The sequence below is a fragment of the Pseudoalteromonas sp. SM9913 genome, from assembly GCF_000184065.1.
Lineage (GTDB): Bacteria > Pseudomonadota > Gammaproteobacteria > Enterobacterales > Alteromonadaceae > Pseudoalteromonas > Pseudoalteromonas tetraodonis.
Genome location: NC_014803.1, coordinates 1,897,428 through 1,920,446, shown reverse-complemented (window position 1 = coordinate 1,920,446; position 23,019 = coordinate 1,897,428). Strand labels below are relative to the sequence as shown.

The following is a 23,019-nucleotide window of genomic DNA, read 5'->3' as shown; positions in this document are numbered from 1 at the left end:
AACCATATTTTATGTGACACGCTGAATATCACATTATAGCAAACACGGTTAATTTGTTAATTATTTATTGTGATAAACAGTGCATTAGCACGCAGCTAATACACTGTAAAAAGGGAGATTATGCTTTATTGCGGCGCAAACAAATAACAGCAATAGCAGTAAAGGCTAAAATAAAGCAGTAGTAAGATGAGGTTGAAACATCCCACGGGCTAATTTTAAATGTAGCACCGAGTAATAATGCTTGCGCGCCATAAGGTAAAGACCCTTGGGTAACACAGGCAAAAATATCTAATAAACTGGCAGAACGTTTACCACTAATTTCGCCATCATCAGCCAGTTTTTTAGCAATAGGGCCTGTCACAATAATAGACACGGTATTATTGGCAATACACATATTACTGGTGACAACTAATGCCGCGATCCCTAACTGATCGGCTACTTTACGGTGCCATTTGGCAATAACTTTAGTAATAGCTTGAATTTTTTGAGCGATATAGTCGAGGCCGCCATTAATACGAATAAACTCAGAGAGGCCACCAATAAACATAGACAGTAAAAATATTTCCTGCATTTCACTAAAGCCTTTGTAAATATCTTTTACAAAGCTTGCACCTTCATAGCTGCCGGTAAAGCCCATTAATGCGGCAAACACAATACCGCTTAACAGCACTACAAACACATTAAAGCCCATTACCGCCAGGACTAAAATAAAGGCATAAGGAAGTACTAATAAAATATCGTAGTCTTTGGTATCAACTACTTGTGCTGCAGGCGTTAAAAATAATAGCAATGCAATAGTGAGTATGGCGGCCGGAACAGCAATTTTAAGGTTTTCTTTAAACTTATCTTTCATTTCACAGCCTTGCGTACGCGTAGCAGCAATCGTGGTGTCAGAAATTATTGATAAGTTATCACCAAACATAGCACCAGATACAATGGTACCGGCCATTAAAGCAGGATCAATTCCTGTTTTAATAGATACTGCATAGGCAATTGGGCCAATAGCACCAATAGTTCCCATTGATGTGCCCATAGCAGTAGAAATAACCGCCGCTATTAAAAACAAACCAGGTAGTAGTAACGAAGGGGGAATAAGTGAAAGTCCGGCATTAACAACCGCATCTACACCGCCGGTAGCACCAGCAACCGCCGAAAAAGCACCCGCTAGTAAGTAAATAAGACACATGGTAATAATATTGTTATTACCTACGCCCTTTATAAAGGTTTCTACGCTTTGGTTGATGCTGGTTTTATTTAAAATAAAGGCTAAAACAATCGCGGGTAAAATAGCGACTGGTGCTGGGAGTTGATAAAACGCGTAATCAACCCCTTGAGATTGTAAATATAAGCCTGAGCCTAAAAAAATAGCAACAAAGGTGAGTAGGGGAAGCAAAGAAAATCTTGCTTTATTTTTATCAAATGATGGCTGCATCATAATCCTCGTTAATTATTCATAGCAATCGAAGTCGATTGATATATTAAACAGCCAAAGCATCCCTCTTTTAGCTGAATTTAGTTGTTTGTTTTACTATCTAACCAGATAAGTAATCCAACAGCGCCCGCAAGCCAAAGACCAAATCGGCGCAAAAAAAGAAGTTTAAATGTATAGATGGCTAAATGCAAAGACTATCTGTTATTATTATGAGGGTCTGTTGATCTTTCAAGGTTAAATTTGCAGCAGTCTGTTTGGTATTTAGGCAAGGCAGAGCCTATGTGGTGTGGTTGTTCCCCATAAATAGGCGATAACGCATCATCAATGCCAAACAGGCGCTGCCCGAAGGGTTCTGCCTAGGGGCGATTTACTCTTTGTTGCTCGGTTTTTACTTAGCCCACTAGGTTACAAACCTCGCGCCACGATTAAACCGCTCCTAGTTTGAACAAATTTTAATCCGCAAAGGTCAACAGACCCTAAAATAATCGAAGCTTTTTTATAAGCTTTCCTGACTATTACATGAGTTTTAGATAAAATCTAGCTAACTAAAAAATACATAGGTTGTAAAAAGATGAATCGAGTAGGTGTGTTTGGTGCGAATGGCCGTATGGGACTGGCACTTGTAGAAGCAGCAACAATCAATAAAAATTCACAATTAGCGGCGGCCTATGTGCGCAGTCAGTCACCGTTATTAGACCTGCCCGTTAATCAGCTTAATAGCGCAGCGGCAAAAGAGATTAAGTTTAGCAGTGAACAGCAGGTTGAAAATGTAGATGTGCTTATAGACTTTACTTTGCCTGAAGGCATGAGAAATCATTTAAAAACAGCCGTTGAGCAAAAAACACCTATGGTAATTGGCACCACCGGCTTAACTCATGACGATATGGCGCTATTAACGGATGCCGCTAAACATATTCCGATTGTATTTGCGCGTAATTATAGCGTGGGCGTAAATTTACTGCTTAACTTAGTGCAAACGGCAGCGACAAAACTAGGCGATGATTTAGATATAGAAATTTTTGAAGCACATCATCGTCATAAAATTGATGCGCCATCGGGCACTGCACTTGCCATTGGCGAGTCGATTGCTCAGGCAAAAGGATGGGATCATGATGAGGTTGCCGTTTATGATCGCAACAACATAGAGCAGGCCAAATCACAAAATGAAATTGGTTATTCGGTGCTAAGAGGCGGTGATATAGTAGGTGAACACACGGCCTACTTCGCTACAATGGGCGAAAGACTTGAATTAACCCATAAAGCAAGTTCGCGAATGACCTTCGCGCTAGGTGCTATAAGAGCTGCGCAGTGGTTGAAAAATAAACCTGCAGGACTTTATGATATGCAAGATGTGCTAGATTTAAAGTAGTTAAGTTCCTTTTTTAACGCTTTGGAGTGGTTTTTTTGCTATAACCACTTATTTATTACAATTTACTAATTAGCGTTAGACCTAAAAGCCAACTTCATGTAGAATGCAGCCAATTTGCCAAAAATTACTAAATGCGTGTTTCCAATTATACTCATATGGTTAGCAAAACCGGGGTTTGTGTGGGAATGAAAAGAGTTTTAGGCAAGAAAAATGAATGAAGGTTTAGTGGTTTACATCGGCATCATTTAAGACTGCGTAAAACAATTTAAGCTCACAGAAATCAGGTTTTGACCAATTATCTGAGTATTGGCGGGGTGTTAAGCAATTTGCTTACTCCCGTTTTTTACTGTTAGGAGGTTTAACTTGACTAAATCCGCTCTGTTAGTCCTAGAAGACGGCACAGTGTTTCGCGGTACTGCAATCGGCGCTGACGGCATGTCAGTCGGTGAAGTAGTATTCAATACGTCTATGACTGGTTATCAAGAAATTTTGACTGATCCATCGTACGCGGAACAAATCGTAACTTTGACGTACCCACATATCGGTAATACGGGTACCAACAGCGAAGACGAAGAAGCGAGTCATATTTGGGCTAAAGGCCTAGTGATCCGTGATTTGCCACTGCTAGCGAGTAATTTTCGTAACGAGCAATCGTTAGATGATTACTTAAAAGAACGTAATATTTTAGGTATTGCGGACATCGACACCAGAAAACTAACCCGTATTTTGCGTGATAAAGGCGCACAAAATGGCTGTATCGTTGCCGGTGACGAACTAGACGAGAAAAAAGCGCTTGAAGCTGCGCAAGCCTTCCCAGGCTTAAAAGGCATGGATTTAGCAAAAGTTGTCTCAACCAAGGAAAATTTTGAGTGGCGCGAATCAAGCTGGACATTAGGCGAAGGGTTTAAAACCTTACACGCTGATGATGAAAAGTTTCATGTTGTTGCCTACGACTTCGGTGTTAAACGTAATATTTTACGTATGCTTGTAGATCGTGGTTGTAAACTAACGGTTGTACCCGCTCAAACCTCTGCCGCTGACGTACTAGCATTAAACCCTGATGGTATTTTCTTATCAAATGGCCCTGGCGATCCTGAGCCATGTACTTATGCCATTGATGCAATTAAAACCTTTTTAGAAACCGATACGCCAATTTTTGGTATTTGTTTAGGGCATCAACTATTAGCGCTTGCCTCAGGTGCTAAAACAGTAAAAATGAAGTTTGGCCACCATGGTGGTAACCACCCAGTTAAAGATCTTGAGCGCGATGTCGTAATGATCACCGCACAAAACCATGGTTTTGCTGCAGATGAAGCCACATTACCAGATAACCTACGTGCAACGCATAAATCGTTATTTGACGGCACATTGCAAGGTATTCACCGTACAGATAAACCAGCATTTAGCTTCCAAGGTCACCCAGAAGCGAGTCCTGGTCCGCACGATGCAGCCCCATTATTTGACCACTTCATCGATTTGATGCAAGCGCGTAACCACTAATTTAACCGGAGTAATAATGCCAAAACGTACCGACATAAAAAGCATTCTTATCTTAGGCGCAGGCCCAATTGTAATTGGTCAAGCTTGTGAATTTGACTACTCTGGTGCTCAAGCGTGTAAAGCACTAAGAGAAGAAGGCTATCGAGTTATATTAGTTAACTCAAACCCAGCAACTATCATGACTGACCCAGAAATGGCCGATGCAACATACATCGAACCAATTCACTGGGAAGTGGTAGAAAAAATCATTGAAAAAGAAAAGCCAGATGCTGTCCTGCCTACAATGGGTGGCCAAACAGCATTAAACTGTGCGCTTGATTTAGACAAGCATGGTGTATTGGCTAAGCATGGCGTTGAGCTTATTGGCGCAACAGCCGATGCAATCGATAAAGCAGAAAACCGTGAGCGCTTTGATGTTGCTATGCGTAACATCGGCCTAGAATGTCCACGTGCTGAAATTGCCCATTCAATGGATGAAGCGCGCGATACCATGACCCGTATCGGCTTACCGTGTATTATTCGTCCTTCTTTCACAATGGGCGGCACCGGCGGCGGTGTGGCTTACAACATGGAAGAGTTTGAAGAAATCTGTGAGCGCGGTTTAGACCTTTCACCAACCAGCGAGTTATTAATAGATGAGTCGTTAATTGGTTGGAAAGAATACGAAATGGAAGTTGTTCGTGACAAAAAAGACAACTGTATTATCGTCTGTTCTATTGAAAACTTTGACCCAATGGGTGTGCACACAGGTGACTCAATCACTGTGGCTCCAGCACAAACATTAACCGACAAAGAATACCAAATCATGCGTAATGCCTCTATGGCCGTATTGCGTGAAATTGGTGTTGAAACCGGCGGTTCAAACGTACAATTTGGTGTAAATCCCGTTGATGGCCGTATGGTTATCATTGAAATGAACCCACGTGTATCACGTTCATCGGCACTGGCCTCTAAAGCAACCGGTTTCCCTATTGCTAAAATCGCCGCTAAGTTAGCGGTAGGCTACACGTTAGATGAGCTTCAAAACGATATCACTGGCGGTAAAACCCCAGCGTCGTTTGAACCGTCAATCGATTACGTTGTAACAAAAATTCCTCGCTTTAACTTTGAAAAATTTGCCGGTGCAAACGACCGTTTAACGACGCAAATGAAATCAGTGGGCGAAGTAATGGCGATTGGTCGTAACCAACAAGAGTCATTACAAAAAGCATTACGTGGTTTAGAAGTAGGCGCAACAGGCTTTAACCCAATTGTGGCATTTGATGACCCTAAAGCAAAAGAAAAAATCATTCGTGAATTACGTGAGCCAGGTGCAGAGCGTATTTGGTACATTGCCGATGCAATGCGCCATGGTATGAGCGTTGAAGATGTATTTGAATTAACTAAGATTGACCCTTGGTACTTAGTACAAATTGAAGATATCTTAAAAGACGAAGCTAAAATTTCAGAAGTCGGTATGGCCGGCTTAAATGCAGACTTCTTGCGTAAACTTAAACGCAAAGGGTTTGCAGATCCGCGTATTGCAGAAATTGCCGGTGTGTCAGAAGCTGAAATCCGTAAAAAGCGTCATCAACTCAATATTGTGCCTGTGTACAAACGCGTTGATACGTGCGCTGCCGAATTTAGCTCAGATACAGCTTACATGTACTCATCTTACGATGAAGAGTGTGAAGCGAACGCATCTGACCGTGATAAAATCATGGTGATTGGTGGTGGTCCTAACCGTATCGGCCAAGGTATTGAATTTGATTACTGTTGTGTACACGCAGCGCTTGCGCTTCGTGAAGACGGTTACGAAACTATTATGGTTAACTGTAACCCTGAAACGGTATCTACCGATTACGATACGTCTGATCGTTTATACTTTGAGCCAATTACGCTTGAAGACGTACTAGAAATTGTACGTGTTGAAAAGCCAAAAGGCGTTATCGTGCAGTACGGTGGTCAAACACCACTTAAACTAGCGCGTGAGCTTGAAGCGAACGGTGTGCCAGTAATTGGTACTTCGCCAGATGCGATTGACCGTGCAGAAGATCGTGAACGCTTCCAACAACTTGTTGAGCGTTTGGATTTACTGCAGCCAGAAAATGCCACCGTAACCTCAACTGAAGAAGCTATTTTAAAATCAGTTGAAATTGGTTTCCCACTGGTAGTACGTCCTTCGTACGTATTAGGTGGTCGTGCGATGGAAATTGTATACGATGAGCAAGACTTACGTCGTTACATGACCGAGGCCGTATCTGCATCAAACGAAGCACCCGTGTTACTTGACCGTTTCTTAGATAACGCAATCGAAGTTGACGTTGATGCTATCTGTGATGGCGAGCAAGTGATTATTGGCGGCATCATGGAGCATATTGAACAAGCGGGCGTTCACTCTGGTGACTCAGCGTGTTCATTACCAGCTCACTCGCTAACGCAAGAAGTACAAGATGTAATGCGTAAGCAAGTAACTGATATGGCCCTTGAGCTTGGCGTAGTTGGTTTGATGAATACACAGTTTGCGGTTAAAGATGGCAAAGTGTATTTAATCGAAGTAAACCCACGTGCAGCACGTACAGTTCCATTTGTATCTAAAGCAACGGGTGTAGCACTTGCAAAAGTTGCGGCACGTTGTATGGCAGGTCAATCTTTAGCAAGCCAAGGCATTACTAAAGAAGTGATTCCACCGTACTACAGCGTAAAAGAAGTGGTATTGCCATTTGCTAAGTTCCAAGGTGTGGATCCTATCCGTGGCCCAGAAATGCGCTCTACGGGTGAAGTAATGGGTGTTGGTGATACTTTCGCCGAAGCGTTCGCAAAAGCACAATTAGGTGCAAGCAACACTTTACCACGTGGTGGTCGCGCGTTACTATCTGTACGTAATAGCGATAAGCCACGTATTGTAGAACTAGCTAAAACCATGACAGACCTTGGTTTTGAGCTAGATGCAACAGGTGGAACAGCTGCTGCACTTGAAGATGCTGGAATTACGGTTCGCCGTGTAAATAAAGTATATGAAGGTCGTCCGCACATTCTTGATAGAATCAAAAATGGCGAGTATAGCTATATCGTTAATACCACCGAAGGTCGCCAAGCGATTGAAGATTCGAAGGTGTTACGTCGTGGTGCATTGCAGCACAAAACCAATTATACTACGACATTGAATGCGGCATTTGCTAACTGTACTGCTAACCAAGCAGATGACCGCAGTAAAGTGACGTCTGTTCAAGAACTACACCTGCGATTGAACTAAGGAAATGTGCCAAGGCCGTAACCACGGCCTTGGGATTAAGTGAGAAAAGTATGCAATCAATTCCAATGACAGTTCGTGGCGCAAAATTATTGCGCGATGAACTTAACGAATTAAAAACTGTTACCCGTCCAAAAATTGTATCTGATATTGCTGATGCACGTGAACACGGTGACTTAAAAGAAAATGCTGAGTATCACGCTGCGCGTGAGCAACAGGGTTTTTGTGAAGGCCGTATTCAAGAAATTGAAGCAAAACTTTCAAACATGCAGATGATTGACGTAACAAAGATGCCTAATACAGGTAAAGTGATTTTTGGTACTACAGTAACCATCGTTAATGTTGAAACCGACGCTGAAGTTAAATATCAGATTGTTGGCGATGATGAAGCAGATATTAAAAGTAATTTAATCTCTGTCAATTCACCAATTGCTCGCGGCTTAATTGGTAAACAAGCGGATGACGCTGTGATTATCAAAACGCCAAAAGGTGATGTAGAGTACGAAATCATTGAGGTTGAGTATATTTAATTAGTTAACTCACTTTAACGTTTTATAAAAACCAGTGCTTAGCAATAAGCACTGGTTTTTTTATGCTTGGTTTTTATATTTGGTTTAGATACCGGTCAATTATTATTCATTGTTTGTAAATGTAGACTATGTTGTTATGGTAGTAACCTATTCTTCAATAAGGAAATAATATGGCAAATATACTGTATCCAGCACCTTTAAAAGTGGGATCTAAAATCGCCGTGTGTTCTTTATCAGCGGGGATCAAATCAAAATATCACCCACGGTTAGACATCGTCATTAATGGCTTAAAACATCGAGGTTATGAGGTTGTTGAAGGGGAGTTTTTACGTCAAAACGAGCCGCGAACTCAACTTACTGCTAAGCAGCATGCCAAGCAATTAATGGACTTTTTATTGGATGATAAAATAGATGCGATTATGCCGCCAATGGGCGGAGAGCTGGCAATGGAAATATTGCCGTTACTTGATTTTGGCGCAATTAAAAATGCCAAACCTAAATGGTTGGTGGGTTATTCAGATGTCAGCACGATTGCTTGTGCACTGACAGCAAAATGTAATTGGGCAACACTGCATAGCGCCAATTTAATTCAGTTACACCCCGATGAAAAAGATCCGTATTGTTTACAAATTTTTGAAAGTCTAAGCTATGAGGCTAATAGTGAGTTTGAGCAAGCCCCCTCGACTTACCATCAACATAGCAAGCCTGATTATGCACAAAACCCAAACGTATTATTTGATCACAGCGCGCCAACCCAGTGGCAATGTTTAAATTACACCGATAAACGCAGTATCGAAATGTCAGGGCGATTGTTTGGTGGGTGTCTTGATACGGTTGGGCTGTTGCTTGATTCGCCTTTTTTAGCACTGCATGAGTTTAAAAAGCATAATGCCTCGCAAGGTATTGTGCTTTATTTAGAAAGCGCAGAGCTCACGCCTGCGACGGTTGCACGGTTTTTATTGTCACTCAAATTAGCCGGTATGTTTGATGATATAAACGGGGTGATTATTGGCCGCCATGTAACCTTACAGGGGCAAGATCCGGGGTTTGATTATCGCCAAGGCTTAAATGCCGCTTTTGGCGGGTGTTTATTTCCGGTGATCATTGATGCCGATATTGGTCACATCCCTCCTAATTTAAATTTAATCAATGGAGCTTTATGCACTGTTACCGCAGATGTTGATCAAGGCAAAGTTATTAGTGCGTCTGTGGTCACAAAACTAGCCTAATAAAGTGAGCTGCTCACTAACAATTTAAAGTGAGCAGCTTTGACTTATAAAACCTGAATTACTTGGTCTTTGCTTAAACGTGATTTTGGCAGCTTAGCATTGTAGTCTTCTTCTGCATCATGGTAACCCAGCGCAAGTGCCACATCACAGATGTAGCCGTCTAATTCGCTTGCAAACTCTTCACCAATCAGCTGTGCATCAACGCCTTCCATCGGCGTGGTATCAATCCCTAAGCGTGCTGCTGCATGCATAGTATTGCCTAAAGCAATGTAGGTTTGTGCTTTGGTCCACGCGGCATTATTACCTTGCTCATCGGTATTTAAATCAACAAACGCAAAGGCGCCAAAAGCTTGCTCGCGGTTTTCTTTTTGAGTTCTGCCATTCTTTATATCGGCATCAATTACGTGTCCGTAATCTTCACGAGTATATTGCGGATTATGAGCAAATAAAATAATGTGCGACGCCGCTTTAATGTGTGGCTGATTAAATTGAAACTTGTTAGCAAAGGTAGTGTGCATACGCTCTTTTGCAGCGTCTGATTCAATCACTACAAATTTCCAAGGCTGCGAATTAATTGACGAAGGAGAAAGACGCATAGCATCATACAATACCGTTAAATCGTCTTGAGAAATGCGCTTTGTCGCGTCGTAACGTTTAGCAGTATGGCGGCTTTCAAGGTCGCGAATAATAGGGTGAGTCATAGTCTCTCCATAATAAAAAAGGGCTAATAAACAGTGTTCACTGAGTGTATGAGCAACATAATACAATTTGCTTTATTTAAAATAAACAGCATAATTATTGAATCATTATCAAATAAAAATAGATAATATGCAGATTGATGACTTAAAACTGATTTTAAAAGTAGCAGAGTGTCGAAGTATTACTTTAGCTGCTGCTAAGTTAGATATGCGCACAGCAACCGCCAGTGCGGCTATTAAGCGCGTAGAATCAGCCCTTGGCTGCGAATTATTTATTAGAACAACTCGCCATTTGCGTTTATCCAGTGCAGGGGAGCGATACATACCCCAATGCGAACAAGCGCTGGCTGTACTTGAAACGGCAAGGCAAAACCTCAAAGGAGAACATGATGCTATTGAGGGAGAATTGCGGGTGGCTACTTCATCTGATTTAGGGCGCAACCTAGTGATCCCCTGGATTGATGACATTATGGATAGGTACCCAAGTGTGAGCTTGCGTACGCACATTAGCGATAGCAATATCGATTTTTTTCGTGATTCGGTTGATATTGCACTGCGTTATGGCTCCCCAAGTGATAGCAGTGTATATGGGTTTAAAATTTGCAACGTACCGCGACTACTCTGTGCTACACCTACCTATTTAGCTAAATATGGTGAGCCAGAGCACCCTGATGATTTAGCGCAGCATCACGGGTTATTTTATCAGCTGCAAGATATTATCAATAATGTATGGGAGTTTACCGATGGCCAAAAAAAATACAAAGTAAAAATGCAGGGCAGACGTGCCTCAAACGATGGCGATTTAGTAAGGCGCTGGTGTGTGGCAGATAAAGGTTTAGCGGTTAAATCGGCGTTAGATATTGCTGATGACTTATTAAATAAACGCGTTGTTACTGTGATGCCAAACTATCAGCACACCCAAGGGGAGCTGTGGCTTATTTGCCCAAGCAGACAATCGATTACTCCCGCTGTACGACTACTACGCGATGTGTGCAGAGAAAAAACCGCTCACTTATTGAATCAGCTAGTAAAAGAGGGAATTGTTGATAAACGTGTATTAATTAACGAGTAACAAATACACGCTTAGTAATGTTAACTTAAGTGGTTATTAAAAAATGCTAATGTACGCTGCCATGCAAGTTCGGCATTTTTTTCATCGTAGCGGCCAGTTGAATCGTTATGAAAACCATGATTTGCGCCTTCGTACATGTGCATAGTGTAATCAACATTGTTTGATTTTAAGCTCTGCTCATACTCAGGCCATGTGGCGTTAACGCGTTTATCAAGCTCAGCTAACTGAATCATTAACGGCGCTTTTATATTTTTGTGTAAGCTTTCACTTGCAGGTGTGCCATAAAAGGGCACGCCCGCAGTCAATAAATTACTGTCTACGGCAGCTAAATAGTTAACAATATAGCCACCAAAACAAAAACCAACGGCACCTAATTTACCATTACTACTTGGATGCGCCTTCAAAAAATGCGCGGCGGCAACAAAATCATTTTGTATTTTAACGCGATCCATCGTGCGCTGCATGGCTCGACCTTCATCGTCGTTGCCTGGGTAGCCACCCAGTGGGTGCAACGCATCAGGGGCAAAGGCAATAAAGCCGGCTTTAGCCAGTCGCCTTGCAACATCTTTTACATACGGATTTAAGCCGCGATTCTCGTGTACTACTAATACAACAGGTAGCTTGCCTTGTGTATTTTTTGGAACCACTAAATAGCCTTTGCCCGAACCATGGCCATCAGGCGAATCAAATTCTTGGTAAGTGGCTTTTATGTCATCGTCGTTAAATGAGACTTGCTCGGCTTGTGCGTAATTAGGTAATAATGCACCTGTAAGCACCGTCATTGAAAAGCCCAATGCGGCTAAGCCACCAAGCTTTTTCATGAACGTGCGTCTATCAATTAAACCATGAGCGTATTCGTCATACCAATCAAATGCTTCTTGAGGAATGTGTTCAGACTGAGGGGAGGTCATAGTTGTGCCTTATTTATTATGATTATTAAATACCATAACGTAAAAGGCATAAAAAACGAGCAGTTTTCCTTTAATTATTGTAATTGTTATAAAACTACTCGTTAAGTAATAAAAGAATAGCCTCTCTTTGTTGCTTTGATATTAAAGCAACCATTTCAGGATGATTTAAACTTTTTACCTCGTTAATAGTTATATTTTTTTTATTAAGAGTGTATAAATCACTATATGGACTTACTTTGTCAGCGTTACTTGCAAAGATGTAAGTTTTTTTAGTGTAACTAGGTGCACTAAGTATATTGAATAGATTAAGCTTGTAAGACGGAACTCCACTTTCTTCAATTATTTTATTAGCCACTTCGTTCAAATAATCATCACCTAAAAACGTGCTATAAATAGGGTGGGTTAACCTAGCAATAGTATTTAATGCAGTTTTAAAATTAATCATAGGAGCAATAAGTATGTGTTTATTAATATTCAGCTTGCCTATTATGTGATTGCTCGCAACTGCACCCATTGAATAACTAACAAGAGATATATTTTCATATTTTTGCGTCTTTATATATTCACTCACAATATTTGCATTTACTAAACCAAAGTCAAATGGTTCATTTTGGTTAGGCGAAGGGGCAACAACAACGTCGGCTCCCGTAAAATGAGCAAGCCAGCGTGATTGCACTCCATAGATTGTATAATCAATACCATAACCTGGAAGTAAAATGATTAAATGATTTTTTTTAACAGGGTGTTTATTTGTATGATTTAAGGTTTCCTCAAACGTTTTAATTGTTGTGCCATTTTTTAATTTAAAATTGAGTGTAACCGTTGAAATTATTTTGCCTTTATAAAGTATTGTTGGTGAGGTGTATAAAAAGTTTACACACTGTTTTTTACTTATACAGTATTGGGTTTTCTGGCCCGTTACATTGCTATTCAATACCGATTTATCAAAAATTACTGGTCTAACAGGCTTCGTTATTTGTTTGGCAATAAAGTTCTGGCATCCACTCAAAAGAACTATAAAAGACAGGATTAGTGTTATAAAGCGCATTAAAACTCCTTTTTCTATATATACAATTTTTGTAAAAAGCTAAAACCTTAATTGCCTAATATTTAAGAACCCATAGAATCTGAGTCAAAGTGAATTTGAATAATGTGAACTTATATAGCTTTGTAAGTTTTATTCATAATTAGTCCCTGATAATCCTTCATCAAACCCGAGTAAAATCCCAATCCGGCAAATGAAAAAGAAATAGTTATTGCACCCAGCAGCGTAAAAAAACGAGCAGTTTACTATGCTCATCATAGGATCTTTTTAATCACGCAATTAAACGTTGAACAACATAGATAAAGCTAACCCAGTAATGAGTAATAAAAATCCGATAATTTGTGTTGCTATATCTCTTTTGCGAACGAGAGTTTCCGCTACAGGGCTAGTTAGTTTACGAGTAAGAAAGTTTGCTGGGATTAAGCGAATGCTTGCAAAGCCCATAAAACTAAAGCCAAAGCCAATGAGGAAGCTCGAATAGGTGGAGTCAATAATGCCACCGATAAACGTGAATAAGGCGATTAAATAAAGTGACATACTTGGCCAATGTATTACTTTTTTATTCATAGTTAGTCCTTGATAATCCTTCATCAAACCCAAGTAAAAATTCTAATCCTACAAATGCAAAAGAAATAGTTATTGCACCCAATAGCATTAAATTGCGGTTGTTCTTTTTGTAACCCAGAGTAGTCAATACGGCAAAGACGATAAATAAGATAAGCTGAAATGTGCCCATGGTTAATCCTTTAAGAGCAAAGTTTAGAGTTAAATTACCAGTAGGGAGACAAACTGGCAAATAGTTGAATGCTATTTTTTAACTATAAATAAAAAGCTCGGCATAATAATACCGAGCTTTTTTGGTTGGGATTTTACTTAATTTAGTGATTCGTCGTTGCTGGTTGGCCATCGACTAGGGCATCTTTACCGCGCCATTTGCGGATCAGGCGTTTTGCATCTTCAAGCGCAACATACTGACACGGTATAAGAATAAGCGTTATTACCGTTGCAAACAGCACACCAAAAGCGAGCGATACCGCCATAGGTATTACAATTTTTGCCTGTAAGCTGGTTTCCATAATAATCGGCATGACCCCAATAAATGTGGTAATTGAAGTCAGTAATATGGCTCTAAAGCGACGCGCACCGGCTTGCATTACCGCTTGTTTTATTGCCACGCCTTCAGCACGCGCTTTGTTTACAAAATCTACCATCACGAGTGAGTCATTAACCACCACACCGGCTACCGCAATAATGCCAAACATCGATAAGCTGCTCATGGTCATACCTAGTACCATGTGGCCAAACATTGCGCCAACCACACCAAATGGAATGACCGACATAATAATTAATGGTTGCGAGTAAGAGCGCAGAGGAATAGCCAATAATGCAAAAATTATGATCATCGATAGCGCAAAGTCACGTAATTGCTCATCAGCGCTATCCATTTCCTCTTGAATACGACCAGCCACATTACTTTGCACCCCTGGGTAGTTTTTAAGTAATGAAGGTAAGTACTCATCACGAATTTGTTGTGCAATGGCAAAGGGCTCTACTTGGTCAGTATTTACCGCAGCCCACACGTTTACTGTACGTTTTGAATTTTCACGGCGAATACGATTAACCCCATCAACTAATGAAATATTAGCAACTTCACTTAATGGTACTTCAGCGCCTGTTGGGGTGATAATACGTACGCTGTCGATATCGCTGATTGAGTTACGCTCATCTTCTGGGTAGCGGATCATCACTTTAATTTCTTCACCTTCTCGAAGAATACGTTGTGCTTCTAAACCGTAATAACTAAAGCTTACTTGTGACGCCACATCGGCAAGGGTTAGCCCCATGCTGTAAGCAAGTGGTTTTAAATCTAGCTGTACTTCATCGGTAGCGCTTTGCATTGAGTCATTAACATCGCCTACGCCTTCCATACTTTGTAACTTGGTTTTAAGCTTACCAGCGACTTCTTTAAGTACTTGTGCATTTTTACCTTCGAGTTTAAAGCTTACATCGCCATCGTCTCGACCCCCGTTCATAATACTGTCTTGAATGGTTAGGGTTTTAACACCCGGTAAGTTAGGCATTTGCTCGCGCCATAAGGCACTCAGTGCAAAGGTATCAATAGGGCGCAGGTCGGGTTCAACTAAAATAGCCATAATGTTTGCTTGCGTTCGCCCACGTAAGCTAACTGATAAATCGCGGATCATCGGTTTACCGTATTGCTCTTTGAGCTGGCTATCAACGCTCAGTATTAGCTGCTCTACTTTTTTAGCTGTCTCAAGCGTTGCTTGCTCAGAAGACGCTAAGTTCATTTCTATATCAATGCGTGGAAAATCGTGCGGTATTTTAGGATTAGGCACAAATTTAACTAAACCACCGGCAAACATTCCCGCACTGACAATCAGTAAACACATAAAACCGACAATTACGGTATAGCGATAATGAATGCAGCGACCAACAAACGGGGTGTAGTAGTTATCAACAAAACTTTTTAGGCCGTTATCCATTACTTTACGTGCACGGTGAAGCGGGTTTTTTGGATTTGGTTTACGGTCTTTCATTGCCGCAATATGTGCTGGTAAAATAAGTTTTGATTCAATCAGTGAGAAAATTAAACATAAAATAATCACCCCACCAATGGCTTTAGAAAAAGCCGCACCAGGGCCTGTGGCAAGAGTTTGCGGTAAAAATGCCGCAATAGTGGTAAGTACGCCAAATGTGGCTGGCATTGCCACGCGCTTTACGCCGCGTACTACGTTATCGAGTGTATGGCCGTGTTTTTCTATTTCAGCACTAGCAGATTCGCCCACAACAATGGCGTCATCAACCACTATCCCAAGCACCAGTATAAAGGCAAATAACGAGGCTAAATTAATGGTGACATCTAAAAAGCCAATTGGCATAAACAAAAAGGCACCTAAAAATGACACAGGTAAACCCATCATTACCCAAAAAGCTAAACGTAATGGTAAAAACAGCGCTAATACCAACATAACTAATAAGCCACCCCAAATCATATTGTCGACCATCATATCGAGGCGACCTTCGAGGTAGTAAGTTAAATCAACAATAGGAGAGAGCTTAACACCTGCAGGCAGTTGCGATTCTTTTTCAGCCATATAGGTTTTAAGTACTTTAGCAACATCGGTAATATCTTGATCTTTAGAGGCGTTTACTTCAAACGACAATGAGTTTTTACCATTGTATTTTGAGTATTGCAGGCCTTCTTCAAAGCCATCATTTATAGTGGCAACATCACCTAAATATACTTGCGCGCCATCGGCAAGGGTGATCAGTGGTAGTTTCGCAAACTCGCTACCACGGTAGGCTTGTTTCTCAACGCGCATTGAAATATAGCCATTTTCAGAGCGAATTTGCCCAGCTGACATATTGGCAGAAAAGCTTTGCACTGCACTGGCAATATCTCTAAACGTTAATCCATAAGCACGCAGTTTGTCTGGGCTTACTTCAATACCAATTTCGTAATTAAGGCCACCATTAAAGTTAACTAAATTAATATTAGGCAGTGCCTGAAGCTCGTCTTTTATATCGTTTCCGAGCTCTTTAAGTTGGTAGTTACTCATGTCACCGTAAAGGGCAAGTATCATTACTTCTTGTTCGTATTTATCGCGACGAACAATAGGGCGCTCCATACCCGCAGGAAACGTATTAATTGAATCTACTTGTACTTTAATTTCATCGAGTACTTCTTGCGGATCAAACTGCTCTTCTATTTCAATCCATGCTTGTGAAGAGCCTCTATTGGAGTAGGTGATAAGGCGCTTTATTCCCTCTATACCCTCAAGGTTCTCCTCAACTTTTATAGTAATGCCTTCCTCAACCTCTTGCGGGGCTGCGCCAGGATATACCGCGGAGACACTGATCCAGTTACTTTCAAATTGTGGAAACATTTGTTTGCGAATAGTAAACGCCGTTAAAATGCCACCAATAAGTATAAATATCATCAATAGATTTGCTGCAACAGGGTTGCGCGCAAACCATGCAATTAGGCCTTTTTCACGTGTAGACATAAGTTACTCCTGTTTCAATGCAAGTTGAGTAACGTCTGGGGTTGTTACAACGTCTTCAATTTTTACCGCCATTCCCTCGGTAGGGTATTCAAGGGCAGAAGTAATTAGCTGTTCACCTTCATTAAGCCCTTGGTCTGCGATCACCATGCCGTTTTGTTCACGTATAATATTGAGAGTTTTAAACGACAGGGTTAAATCGTCATTTAATATCGCAATTTTATTTTCTTTGACTAAATGATGTGGCACAACAATGGCGTTATTAACTGCACGACCTTCTATGCTAGCGTTAACATAGGAGCCAAAACGCAATGGTTGAGTTTTGTTAGCATATGGGGTTGGTAATTGTGCCACTAAGTAGCTCATACGGCTTTTTTGATCTATCACCCCTTCACTGCGAACAACTTCTGCCTGCCATGTGGTTTCTTTGCCCGCGAACTGCGCACTAAATAACACTGTTGCACCAATACCGCCATTATTTAAGTATTGAAGCTCTTTATCGGCAACCGGTAAACGTACTTCAGCGACCGAAGTGGCGCTGAGTGAGCCAAAGCTATTACCTGGATTTACAACAGAACCCAAACTAATGCTACGCGCGTTTATAATTGCATCGTAGGGGGCTTTAATATAAGTGCGTTCTAAATTACGTTTAGCACGTTTTACACTTGCTTGTGCTGAGCGATAACGCGCCATTTTCTCTGCTAATTGCGGTTTACGTAAATAAAGCGCAGAAGCGGTAATATCGCTTGAGTCTGCTTTAATGCGTTCCCATTCAGCTTTAGCAACATGCGCTTGAGCACGTTCAATCTCAAGCGCTGAACTTGCTTGGGCGAGCCCAGCCTCAGCTTCAATTAAATCAGCTTCGTAATCATTTGGGTCAATTCGTGCTAAAATATCTCCTTGCTTTACGAAGGCACCTTCAACAAATTGCCCTGCAACAGAAATAACTTGGCCACTTACCTGAGCAATCAGCTCAGTGCGGTCTTTAGGTTGCACAATACCGTACGATTTAACATCGAGAGTGATTGCATCAAGGTGAATAGGTTGTGCTGCAACCAATGGGCGAGTATCTTGTTCTGGTTTTTCTTCTGGTGGTTTTTTCATTGCTGAAAAGCCCGCTGCAAGGGCGATGCCACCAACAAGGACCGCGATAGGGAGTATTATTTGTTTTTTAGTCGCCACAGGGCATTCCTTCATAAATTGTGCTGATGGGCTAATGATACGCAATAAAGTGTTTACAGTGTGTTTGAAGATGTAACAAGTCATTGCATAATGCGGTTACAAATAGAACAAATCGCTCTGTTTGTATGCAAAGCAGCAACAATATAATTAAAATTTATTACTGAGGTTATAATGAAAACACAATCAATGGCGTGCCGTTTAGGCTGTGGAGCATGTTGTATTGCACCAAGTATTAGCTCGCCAATACCGGGTATGCCAAATGGTAAAAAGGCCGGAGAACGTTGTATTCAGCTGGATGAGCGTAATTTATGTAAGCTATTTGGTGATGAGTCGCGCCCAAAAGTGTGTAGTGATTTTAGCGCTACTTTAGATGTTTGTGGGACGACTAATGAACACGCATTGACGTTAATTACAGAATTAGAGCAATTAACCTAATTTATTGTATTAAATACACATATATTTACAATTTATACGCTTGAAAAGTGTAGACACTTACTTTTTGTTTCTAAAAGTAGTACTGAGAGAGTGCAAAGAGACACTGCGCTTTAGGAGTAAGTGACTTAGACACAAAGTCACTTGATTTAGTGAGTCGTGTTTTTCTCATTTTCTTCTTATTCAATCCTCTTTGTTCATACCGTTTTTAATGATAAATGCACAAAGAGGGCGAAGAGGCGCTGCGCTTTTAGAGTACGTAAAGTAGGGCGAGCTGCGGTATGAAATTTTTAAGTCAGTTTGTTGCTAGTCTGTTTATTATTTCAATTAAAAAAACACGCTCAGCGTGGGATACACCCTCGCCGAGCTAAATTGTTACCAGCTATACGTGGCGCTTAGCGTATATTGCTCACCGCGACCTGGCGTGCCTGGGATTTCTTCAAACGATTCATCCCACAAATTATCCGCAGCTAAAGTAATAAAGAAATTTTGCAGTGTAGCCGGGGTTATTTTTAACGTCAGCTGAGTAAATAGTGCCTCGTCATCTGAACGGCGCAGCGCATTGTTATGCTGTTTACGCCACTCATTATCTACTCGAAACTCTAACATATCCGTCGGGTTCCAAATCGCACCGAGTGTTACACGATGATCAGGAAAATTTAAGGCATAAAAGCTAGCATCAACATTTTCAGCGCCATAGGTTTCTGTTTTATGTAAGTAGGTATAGCTGGCAACAATTTCTGTATTATTAAATTGTTTAGTGGCTAAAAACTCAAGGCCTGTGGTGTCAATATCAACCGGCTGTGCAAATCGCGCTGAGCTTGAATCAAAGCTAAATGTCCAATCGGTTAGGTTGTTATCTTTACGATAAAAAAGTGCGGAATTAAGCTGCCAGCTTTGTTGCTCAAGCAATAAGCCCAGCTCTAAATTTTTAGTGGTTTCGCGCTCAAGATTAGCGTTACTTCTGAACAACCCACCAGTCTCGCTGCCACCAATGGCGGTGTAGCCTGCTACTTGGCTTGCCTCGGCATACGACAAATACAATGTTCGCTCAGTGCCATCGTTATTTTGGGTATTGAAACTAATATCACCAATTAGCGATAGCTCAGAATCATCACGACTGGTGTTATCAAACGCAGCACCTAAGCGGACGGTTAGTTGCTGCTTGCTTGCTAGTGCTGTTGTGTATTCAGGCAATACACTAAGCTTAAAGTAGTTACGTGAAGTAAAGTTATTTTCAAGGGTGGTGGAGTCAATACTGTCTTCTATATATTGCGCCGAGTAATTAACCGCAACTGACTTTGTTTGCGCATGACGACCTGAAATAGCCAATGATTTTACTTGTGTTTCATGAAATGCTTGGAACGCGCTTGGGTTCTCTCTTGAATAAACATAATGGTCGTTATGCTTGCGGTAATAAGCCGATACTTCAAATTCACTGTTGGTAGCATAGGCTTGCTTATGGTTGAGCATCCATAATTGGGTTTCTAAGTCTTCGGTTTCATTTACACCAAAGGGGGTATAAAGGTTTGGCCAACCAAAAAACTTTTCTTGTAAGCCGTAAAATAAATCAGTTTGTGAATCGCTCCCAGTTAACTGCACTCTTCCAGAAGTACGGGTAAAGTCATGATCGCCAAAATCAATTGAACCATCACTTTGTGAGTGCGAATATTCACCTTCAAAACCAATACGCCAATTAGCGTTTGCTTCAATTGGAGTACTCACACCTGCATGAATTGTTTGTAGGTTAAAGTCATTTGAGCCAGCGCCCAAAGAGACACTGCCACCAGTTGTTATTGGTTTCCAAGCAAACGACACAGTACCTACCGAGCTATTCATGCCATAAAGTGCATTATCGGCTCCGGTTAATACGCTGGCACCCGTTAGCATTTGTGGTGCAATAGGAATTTCTGCAAAGTAGTGACCAGACTGCGGGTCTAGTAGAGTTGCACTGCCGACTCTAAAGCCGGTATTTTCAAAAATACCACCGCGTATCGTTACATCAGCTTGTGCTTCAGCCATATTGCGTGATTGCAAGTCAACACGCGGGTCGTACTCTAAATTTGAAATAGGCGAATCAAATGTACCAACAGGTAATGTATTGGCGGTGGGTGACGCTTCAATTGTTATTTGTTCTATGGTTGCTGTTTCTTTACTCTGCTCTGCATAAGCAACAGTTGAAATACTGGCTAGTACGGCCGGTATAATAAGGTGCGGGGCACGATTCATATCATTATTCTCATTTTATGCAATGGCGCTAACAATTAAATACCTATCACTTTTTATCACATGATAAGGTAAGCTCACTAAGCTAGGGTGATTTTGGGCGCTATTGTACATTAATGATAAAAAACTGCATTTGATAATCAAATCTAGCGTTACAAAATAGTAACTCTGCATCCTATAAATTATTTACATTGGTCACTTTATTATGCAAACACAACAATCGAGTCATTCATTAAATCAGCACACACTTTATTTTGCTGGTGGTTGCTTATGGGGCGTGCAAGAATTTATGAAGTATTTACCTGGAGTAGTGACTACTGAGGCGGGGCGTGCCAACGGCAAGAGTAACACAACACAAGGTGAATACGATGGCTATGCCGAATGCGTGAAAGTAACCTTTGATGCCCAAGAAGTGACCTTAAATGAATTAATCGGCTATTTTTTTGAGATTATTGACCCATACAGTATCAATAAACAAGGTAACGATGTAGGCGAAAAATACCGCACCGCCATTTTTAGCCAAGACAGTAATCATTTAAACATCGCTAGAGACTATATTAGCCAGCGTGATGATGCTGAAAAAATAGCGGTACAAGTAGCGCCACTGACTAATTATGTCCCTAGCGATCCCGAGCATCAAGACCGTTTAACTAATCACCCAGATGACTACTGTCATTTACCCTTTGAGTTATTATATAAGTACAAAGCGAGTTAATTAAAACTATTGTTTATTTTTTCTTTGAACTTTTTTGTTTATCTTTTTATCTTTTTATCTTTTTTACGAGGGAACATATCTCTACTTAAGTAAGGTACCGCTAAAAAAAGATCCCACATCCTAAGTAAAAAAGAAGGTTAAAAAGATAAGCAAATGGAGAGGTCGAGAAAAAATAAACCTCAGATTCAACTCGATAATCTGTTGGTGTATGAACATAACCGTCTTGTATAGAATTTACTGCGATTATTATAAGTAATAACCCTAAAGCAAAAGAAAACAAAGTGAATACTACTTGGCTCAATAGCATTCTAGTATTACTGATATCTACATATTTTACTTTTGGTTTCTTTTTTGATTGCTTCATTTTGGCCAAAAAAAGTAATAATGATTGCTACTAATATTCCTACAAAACCAGCGCTTGAAAAAATTAGACTGTATTCACTCTTAATATTGAAGATATTTAATAGGCTGGTTATTAACAATAAAAAAATACCAATAATTTTTATAATCGTGAGTGTTTTATTCAAACAAAACCATGTTTGACAAGAAGGGCATTGTTTTTCAATAAAAATACTATTTTTGTTAATATTATTTATATCTTTAGCTGCAAAATTACTTTTACAATTTGGGCACATTTCTTTCATTTTAATCCTTTAATTTATCTCACAACTTTAAACACTAGGTTTACTAAACGTCTTATTGATTAAGCTTTATCCCTTGTAACATGATTACTATAGCATTGAGCTATCACCTTGTTAATGCGCAACTTATTACATTATAGGCAAACAGTTTTTAAGCCATAAAAAAGCCCGCGAACATGCGGGCTTTTAAATATTAATTAAAATTTATTGCTGCGCTTTAGGCGGAAAGTTGCTTAAAATATTGGCAACCGTTTCTTTAATAGCGGCTTCACGTTGTGATGGTGTTTGTTTTTTCTTTAAACGACCATCTTTAGCACCACGCCAAATTAATTGGTTTGACTCACGATCAATAATATCGATAACTAACGTGCCTACTTCATATTCACGTGCGCTTACATCGTGGTTAAAGCCTGTGCCCCAGTAACCCCAACGTGCACCGTAGCCTACGTTAAAGGTATCTACTTCAAGCTCTTTATCAACACTTGCATGGTAATTAACAAGTACATCAGCTTGCGCTACGTCAACCAATTGCATACCTAACTGTTGGCTTAGTTGGTTGTTTACCGCATTGCGAACGCGTTTTTCCATAAGGCCACTGATTTGGTAGTTATTCGTGTCTTTGGTTAGGCTCGCGTTTTCTACCCAAGCAAACGTTTTGTAGTTACTAAAGTTTGCTGATTTATCGTAATCCCAATCGGGCGTTTGTGTACAGGCGGTAAGTAGCGCCAGTGCTGCGACAATAAATATATGTTTCATTACGTTTGCTCCAATAAAGTGCGT

General features: G+C 40.6%; 19 protein-coding genes. 8 read left to right on the top strand and 11 right to left on the bottom strand.

What is annotated here, in order from left to right:
* Positions 1 to 118 precede the first annotated feature (118 nt).
* Positions 119 to 1,432, bottom strand: a complete 1,314-nt coding sequence (locus PSM_RS08750; protein WP_013465160.1) for a Na+/H+ antiporter NhaC family protein — start codon at positions 1,430 to 1,432, stop codon at positions 119 to 121.
* A gap of 571 nt (positions 1,433 to 2,003) precedes the next feature.
* Between PSM_RS08750 and dapB the strand changes: the two genes are divergently transcribed.
* The 5 genes from dapB to PSM_RS08725 all read left to right on the top strand — a co-directional run bounded on the left by dapB (position 2,004) and on the right by PSM_RS08725 (position 9,292).
* Positions 2,004 to 2,801: a 4-hydroxy-tetrahydrodipicolinate reductase gene (dapB, locus tag PSM_RS08745; protein ID WP_008463955.1), complete on the top strand. Its 798-nt coding sequence runs from the start codon at positions 2,004 to 2,006 to the stop codon at positions 2,799 to 2,801.
* A 363-nt stretch (positions 2,802 to 3,164) separates the two neighbouring features.
* Positions 3,165 to 4,301, top strand: a complete 1,137-nt coding sequence (gene carA, locus PSM_RS08740) for a glutamine-hydrolyzing carbamoyl-phosphate synthase small subunit (protein ID WP_016900401.1) — start codon at positions 3,165 to 3,167, stop codon at positions 4,299 to 4,301.
* 16 nt (positions 4,302 to 4,317) lie between these two features.
* On the top strand, positions 4,318 to 7,536 hold the full coding sequence (carB, locus tag PSM_RS08735) for a carbamoyl-phosphate synthase large subunit (RefSeq protein WP_013465158.1): 3,219 nt from the start codon (positions 4,318 to 4,320) through the stop codon (positions 7,534 to 7,536).
* A 50-nt stretch (positions 7,537 to 7,586) separates the two neighbouring features.
* Positions 7,587 to 8,063 carry a transcription elongation factor GreA gene (gene greA, locus PSM_RS08730; RefSeq protein ID WP_010388635.1) on the top strand — a complete coding sequence of 159 codons (477 nt, stop codon included), beginning with the start codon at positions 7,587 to 7,589 and terminating at the stop codon, positions 8,061 to 8,063.
* A 170-nt stretch (positions 8,064 to 8,233) separates the two neighbouring features.
* Positions 8,234 to 9,292 (top strand): S66 family peptidase, encoded by a 1,059-nt coding sequence (locus PSM_RS08725; RefSeq protein WP_013465157.1) that lies wholly within the window; start codon positions 8,234 to 8,236, stop codon positions 9,290 to 9,292.
* Between the two features lie 44 nt (positions 9,293 to 9,336).
* Here PSM_RS08725 and PSM_RS08720 read toward each other — a convergent pair whose 3' ends face one another.
* Positions 9,337 to 9,993 (bottom strand): nitroreductase family protein, encoded by a 657-nt coding sequence (locus tag PSM_RS08720; RefSeq protein WP_013465156.1) that lies wholly within the window; start codon positions 9,991 to 9,993, stop codon positions 9,337 to 9,339.
* A gap of 127 nt (positions 9,994 to 10,120) precedes the next feature.
* Between PSM_RS08720 and PSM_RS08715 the strand changes: the two genes are divergently transcribed.
* A complete protein-coding gene (locus PSM_RS08715) occupies positions 10,121 to 11,062 on the top strand; it encodes a LysR family transcriptional regulator (protein WP_029610011.1) in 942 nt (313 codons plus the stop codon).
* Positions 11,063 to 11,082: 20 nt separating this feature from the next.
* Here the strand turns inward: PSM_RS08715 and PSM_RS08710 are convergent, their stop codons facing one another.
* From PSM_RS08710 to PSM_RS08690, 6 genes are all read right to left on the bottom strand, one after another.
* A complete protein-coding gene (locus PSM_RS08710; protein WP_013465154.1) occupies positions 11,083 to 11,973 on the bottom strand; it encodes a dienelactone hydrolase family protein in 891 nt (296 codons plus the stop codon).
* 94 nt (positions 11,974 to 12,067) lie between these two features.
* On the bottom strand, positions 12,068 to 13,021 hold the full coding sequence (locus tag PSM_RS08705; protein ID WP_013465153.1) for a hypothetical protein: 954 nt from the start codon (positions 13,019 to 13,021) through the stop codon (positions 12,068 to 12,070).
* 276 nt (positions 13,022 to 13,297) lie between these two features.
* Positions 13,298 to 13,585 (bottom strand): hypothetical protein, encoded by a 288-nt coding sequence (locus PSM_RS08700; protein WP_013465152.1) that lies wholly within the window; start codon positions 13,583 to 13,585, stop codon positions 13,298 to 13,300.
* The gene (locus PSM_RS18610; RefSeq protein WP_013465151.1) at positions 13,578 to 13,754 is read right to left on the bottom strand and encodes a hypothetical protein; all 177 of its coding nucleotides are present in this window, start codon (positions 13,752 to 13,754) and stop codon (positions 13,578 to 13,580) included. The genes PSM_RS08700 and PSM_RS18610 overlap by 8 nt, the downstream gene beginning before the upstream one ends.
* 142 nt (positions 13,755 to 13,896) lie before the next feature.
* The gene (locus tag PSM_RS08695) at positions 13,897 to 17,046 is read right to left on the bottom strand and encodes an efflux RND transporter permease subunit (protein ID WP_013465150.1); all 3,150 of its coding nucleotides are present in this window, start codon (positions 17,044 to 17,046) and stop codon (positions 13,897 to 13,899) included.
* A 3-nt stretch (positions 17,047 to 17,049) separates the two neighbouring features.
* Entirely contained in the window at positions 17,050 to 18,225 is a 1,176-nt protein-coding gene (locus tag PSM_RS08690) for an efflux RND transporter periplasmic adaptor subunit (RefSeq protein WP_013465149.1), read from the bottom strand.
* 171 nt (positions 18,226 to 18,396) lie between these two features.
* Between PSM_RS08690 and PSM_RS08685 the strand changes: the two genes are divergently transcribed.
* Positions 18,397 to 18,660, top strand: a complete 264-nt coding sequence (locus PSM_RS08685; protein ID WP_008109286.1) for a YkgJ family cysteine cluster protein — start codon at positions 18,397 to 18,399, stop codon at positions 18,658 to 18,660.
* Between the two features lie 372 nt (positions 18,661 to 19,032).
* Here PSM_RS08685 and PSM_RS08680 read toward each other — a convergent pair whose 3' ends face one another.
* The gene (locus tag PSM_RS08680) at positions 19,033 to 20,886 is read right to left on the bottom strand and encodes a TonB-dependent receptor plug domain-containing protein (RefSeq protein WP_013465147.1); all 1,854 of its coding nucleotides are present in this window, start codon (positions 20,884 to 20,886) and stop codon (positions 19,033 to 19,035) included.
* Between the two features lie 202 nt (positions 20,887 to 21,088).
* Between PSM_RS08680 and PSM_RS08675 the strand changes: the two genes are divergently transcribed.
* Positions 21,089 to 21,598: a peptide-methionine (S)-S-oxide reductase gene (locus PSM_RS08675; protein ID WP_013465145.1), complete on the top strand. Its 510-nt coding sequence runs from the start codon at positions 21,089 to 21,091 to the stop codon at positions 21,596 to 21,598.
* A gap of 314 nt (positions 21,599 to 21,912) precedes the next feature.
* Here PSM_RS08675 and PSM_RS08670 read toward each other — a convergent pair whose 3' ends face one another.
* Both PSM_RS08670 and PSM_RS08665 read right to left on the bottom strand, forming a co-directional pair.
* The gene (locus PSM_RS08670) at positions 21,913 to 22,242 is read right to left on the bottom strand and encodes a hypothetical protein (protein ID WP_013465144.1); all 330 of its coding nucleotides are present in this window, start codon (positions 22,240 to 22,242) and stop codon (positions 21,913 to 21,915) included.
* 201 nt (positions 22,243 to 22,443) lie between these two features.
* Positions 22,444 to 22,995 (bottom strand): DUF4136 domain-containing protein, encoded by a 552-nt coding sequence (locus PSM_RS08665; RefSeq protein ID WP_013465143.1) that lies wholly within the window; start codon positions 22,993 to 22,995, stop codon positions 22,444 to 22,446.
* Between the last annotated feature and the right edge of the window lie 24 nt (positions 22,996 to 23,019).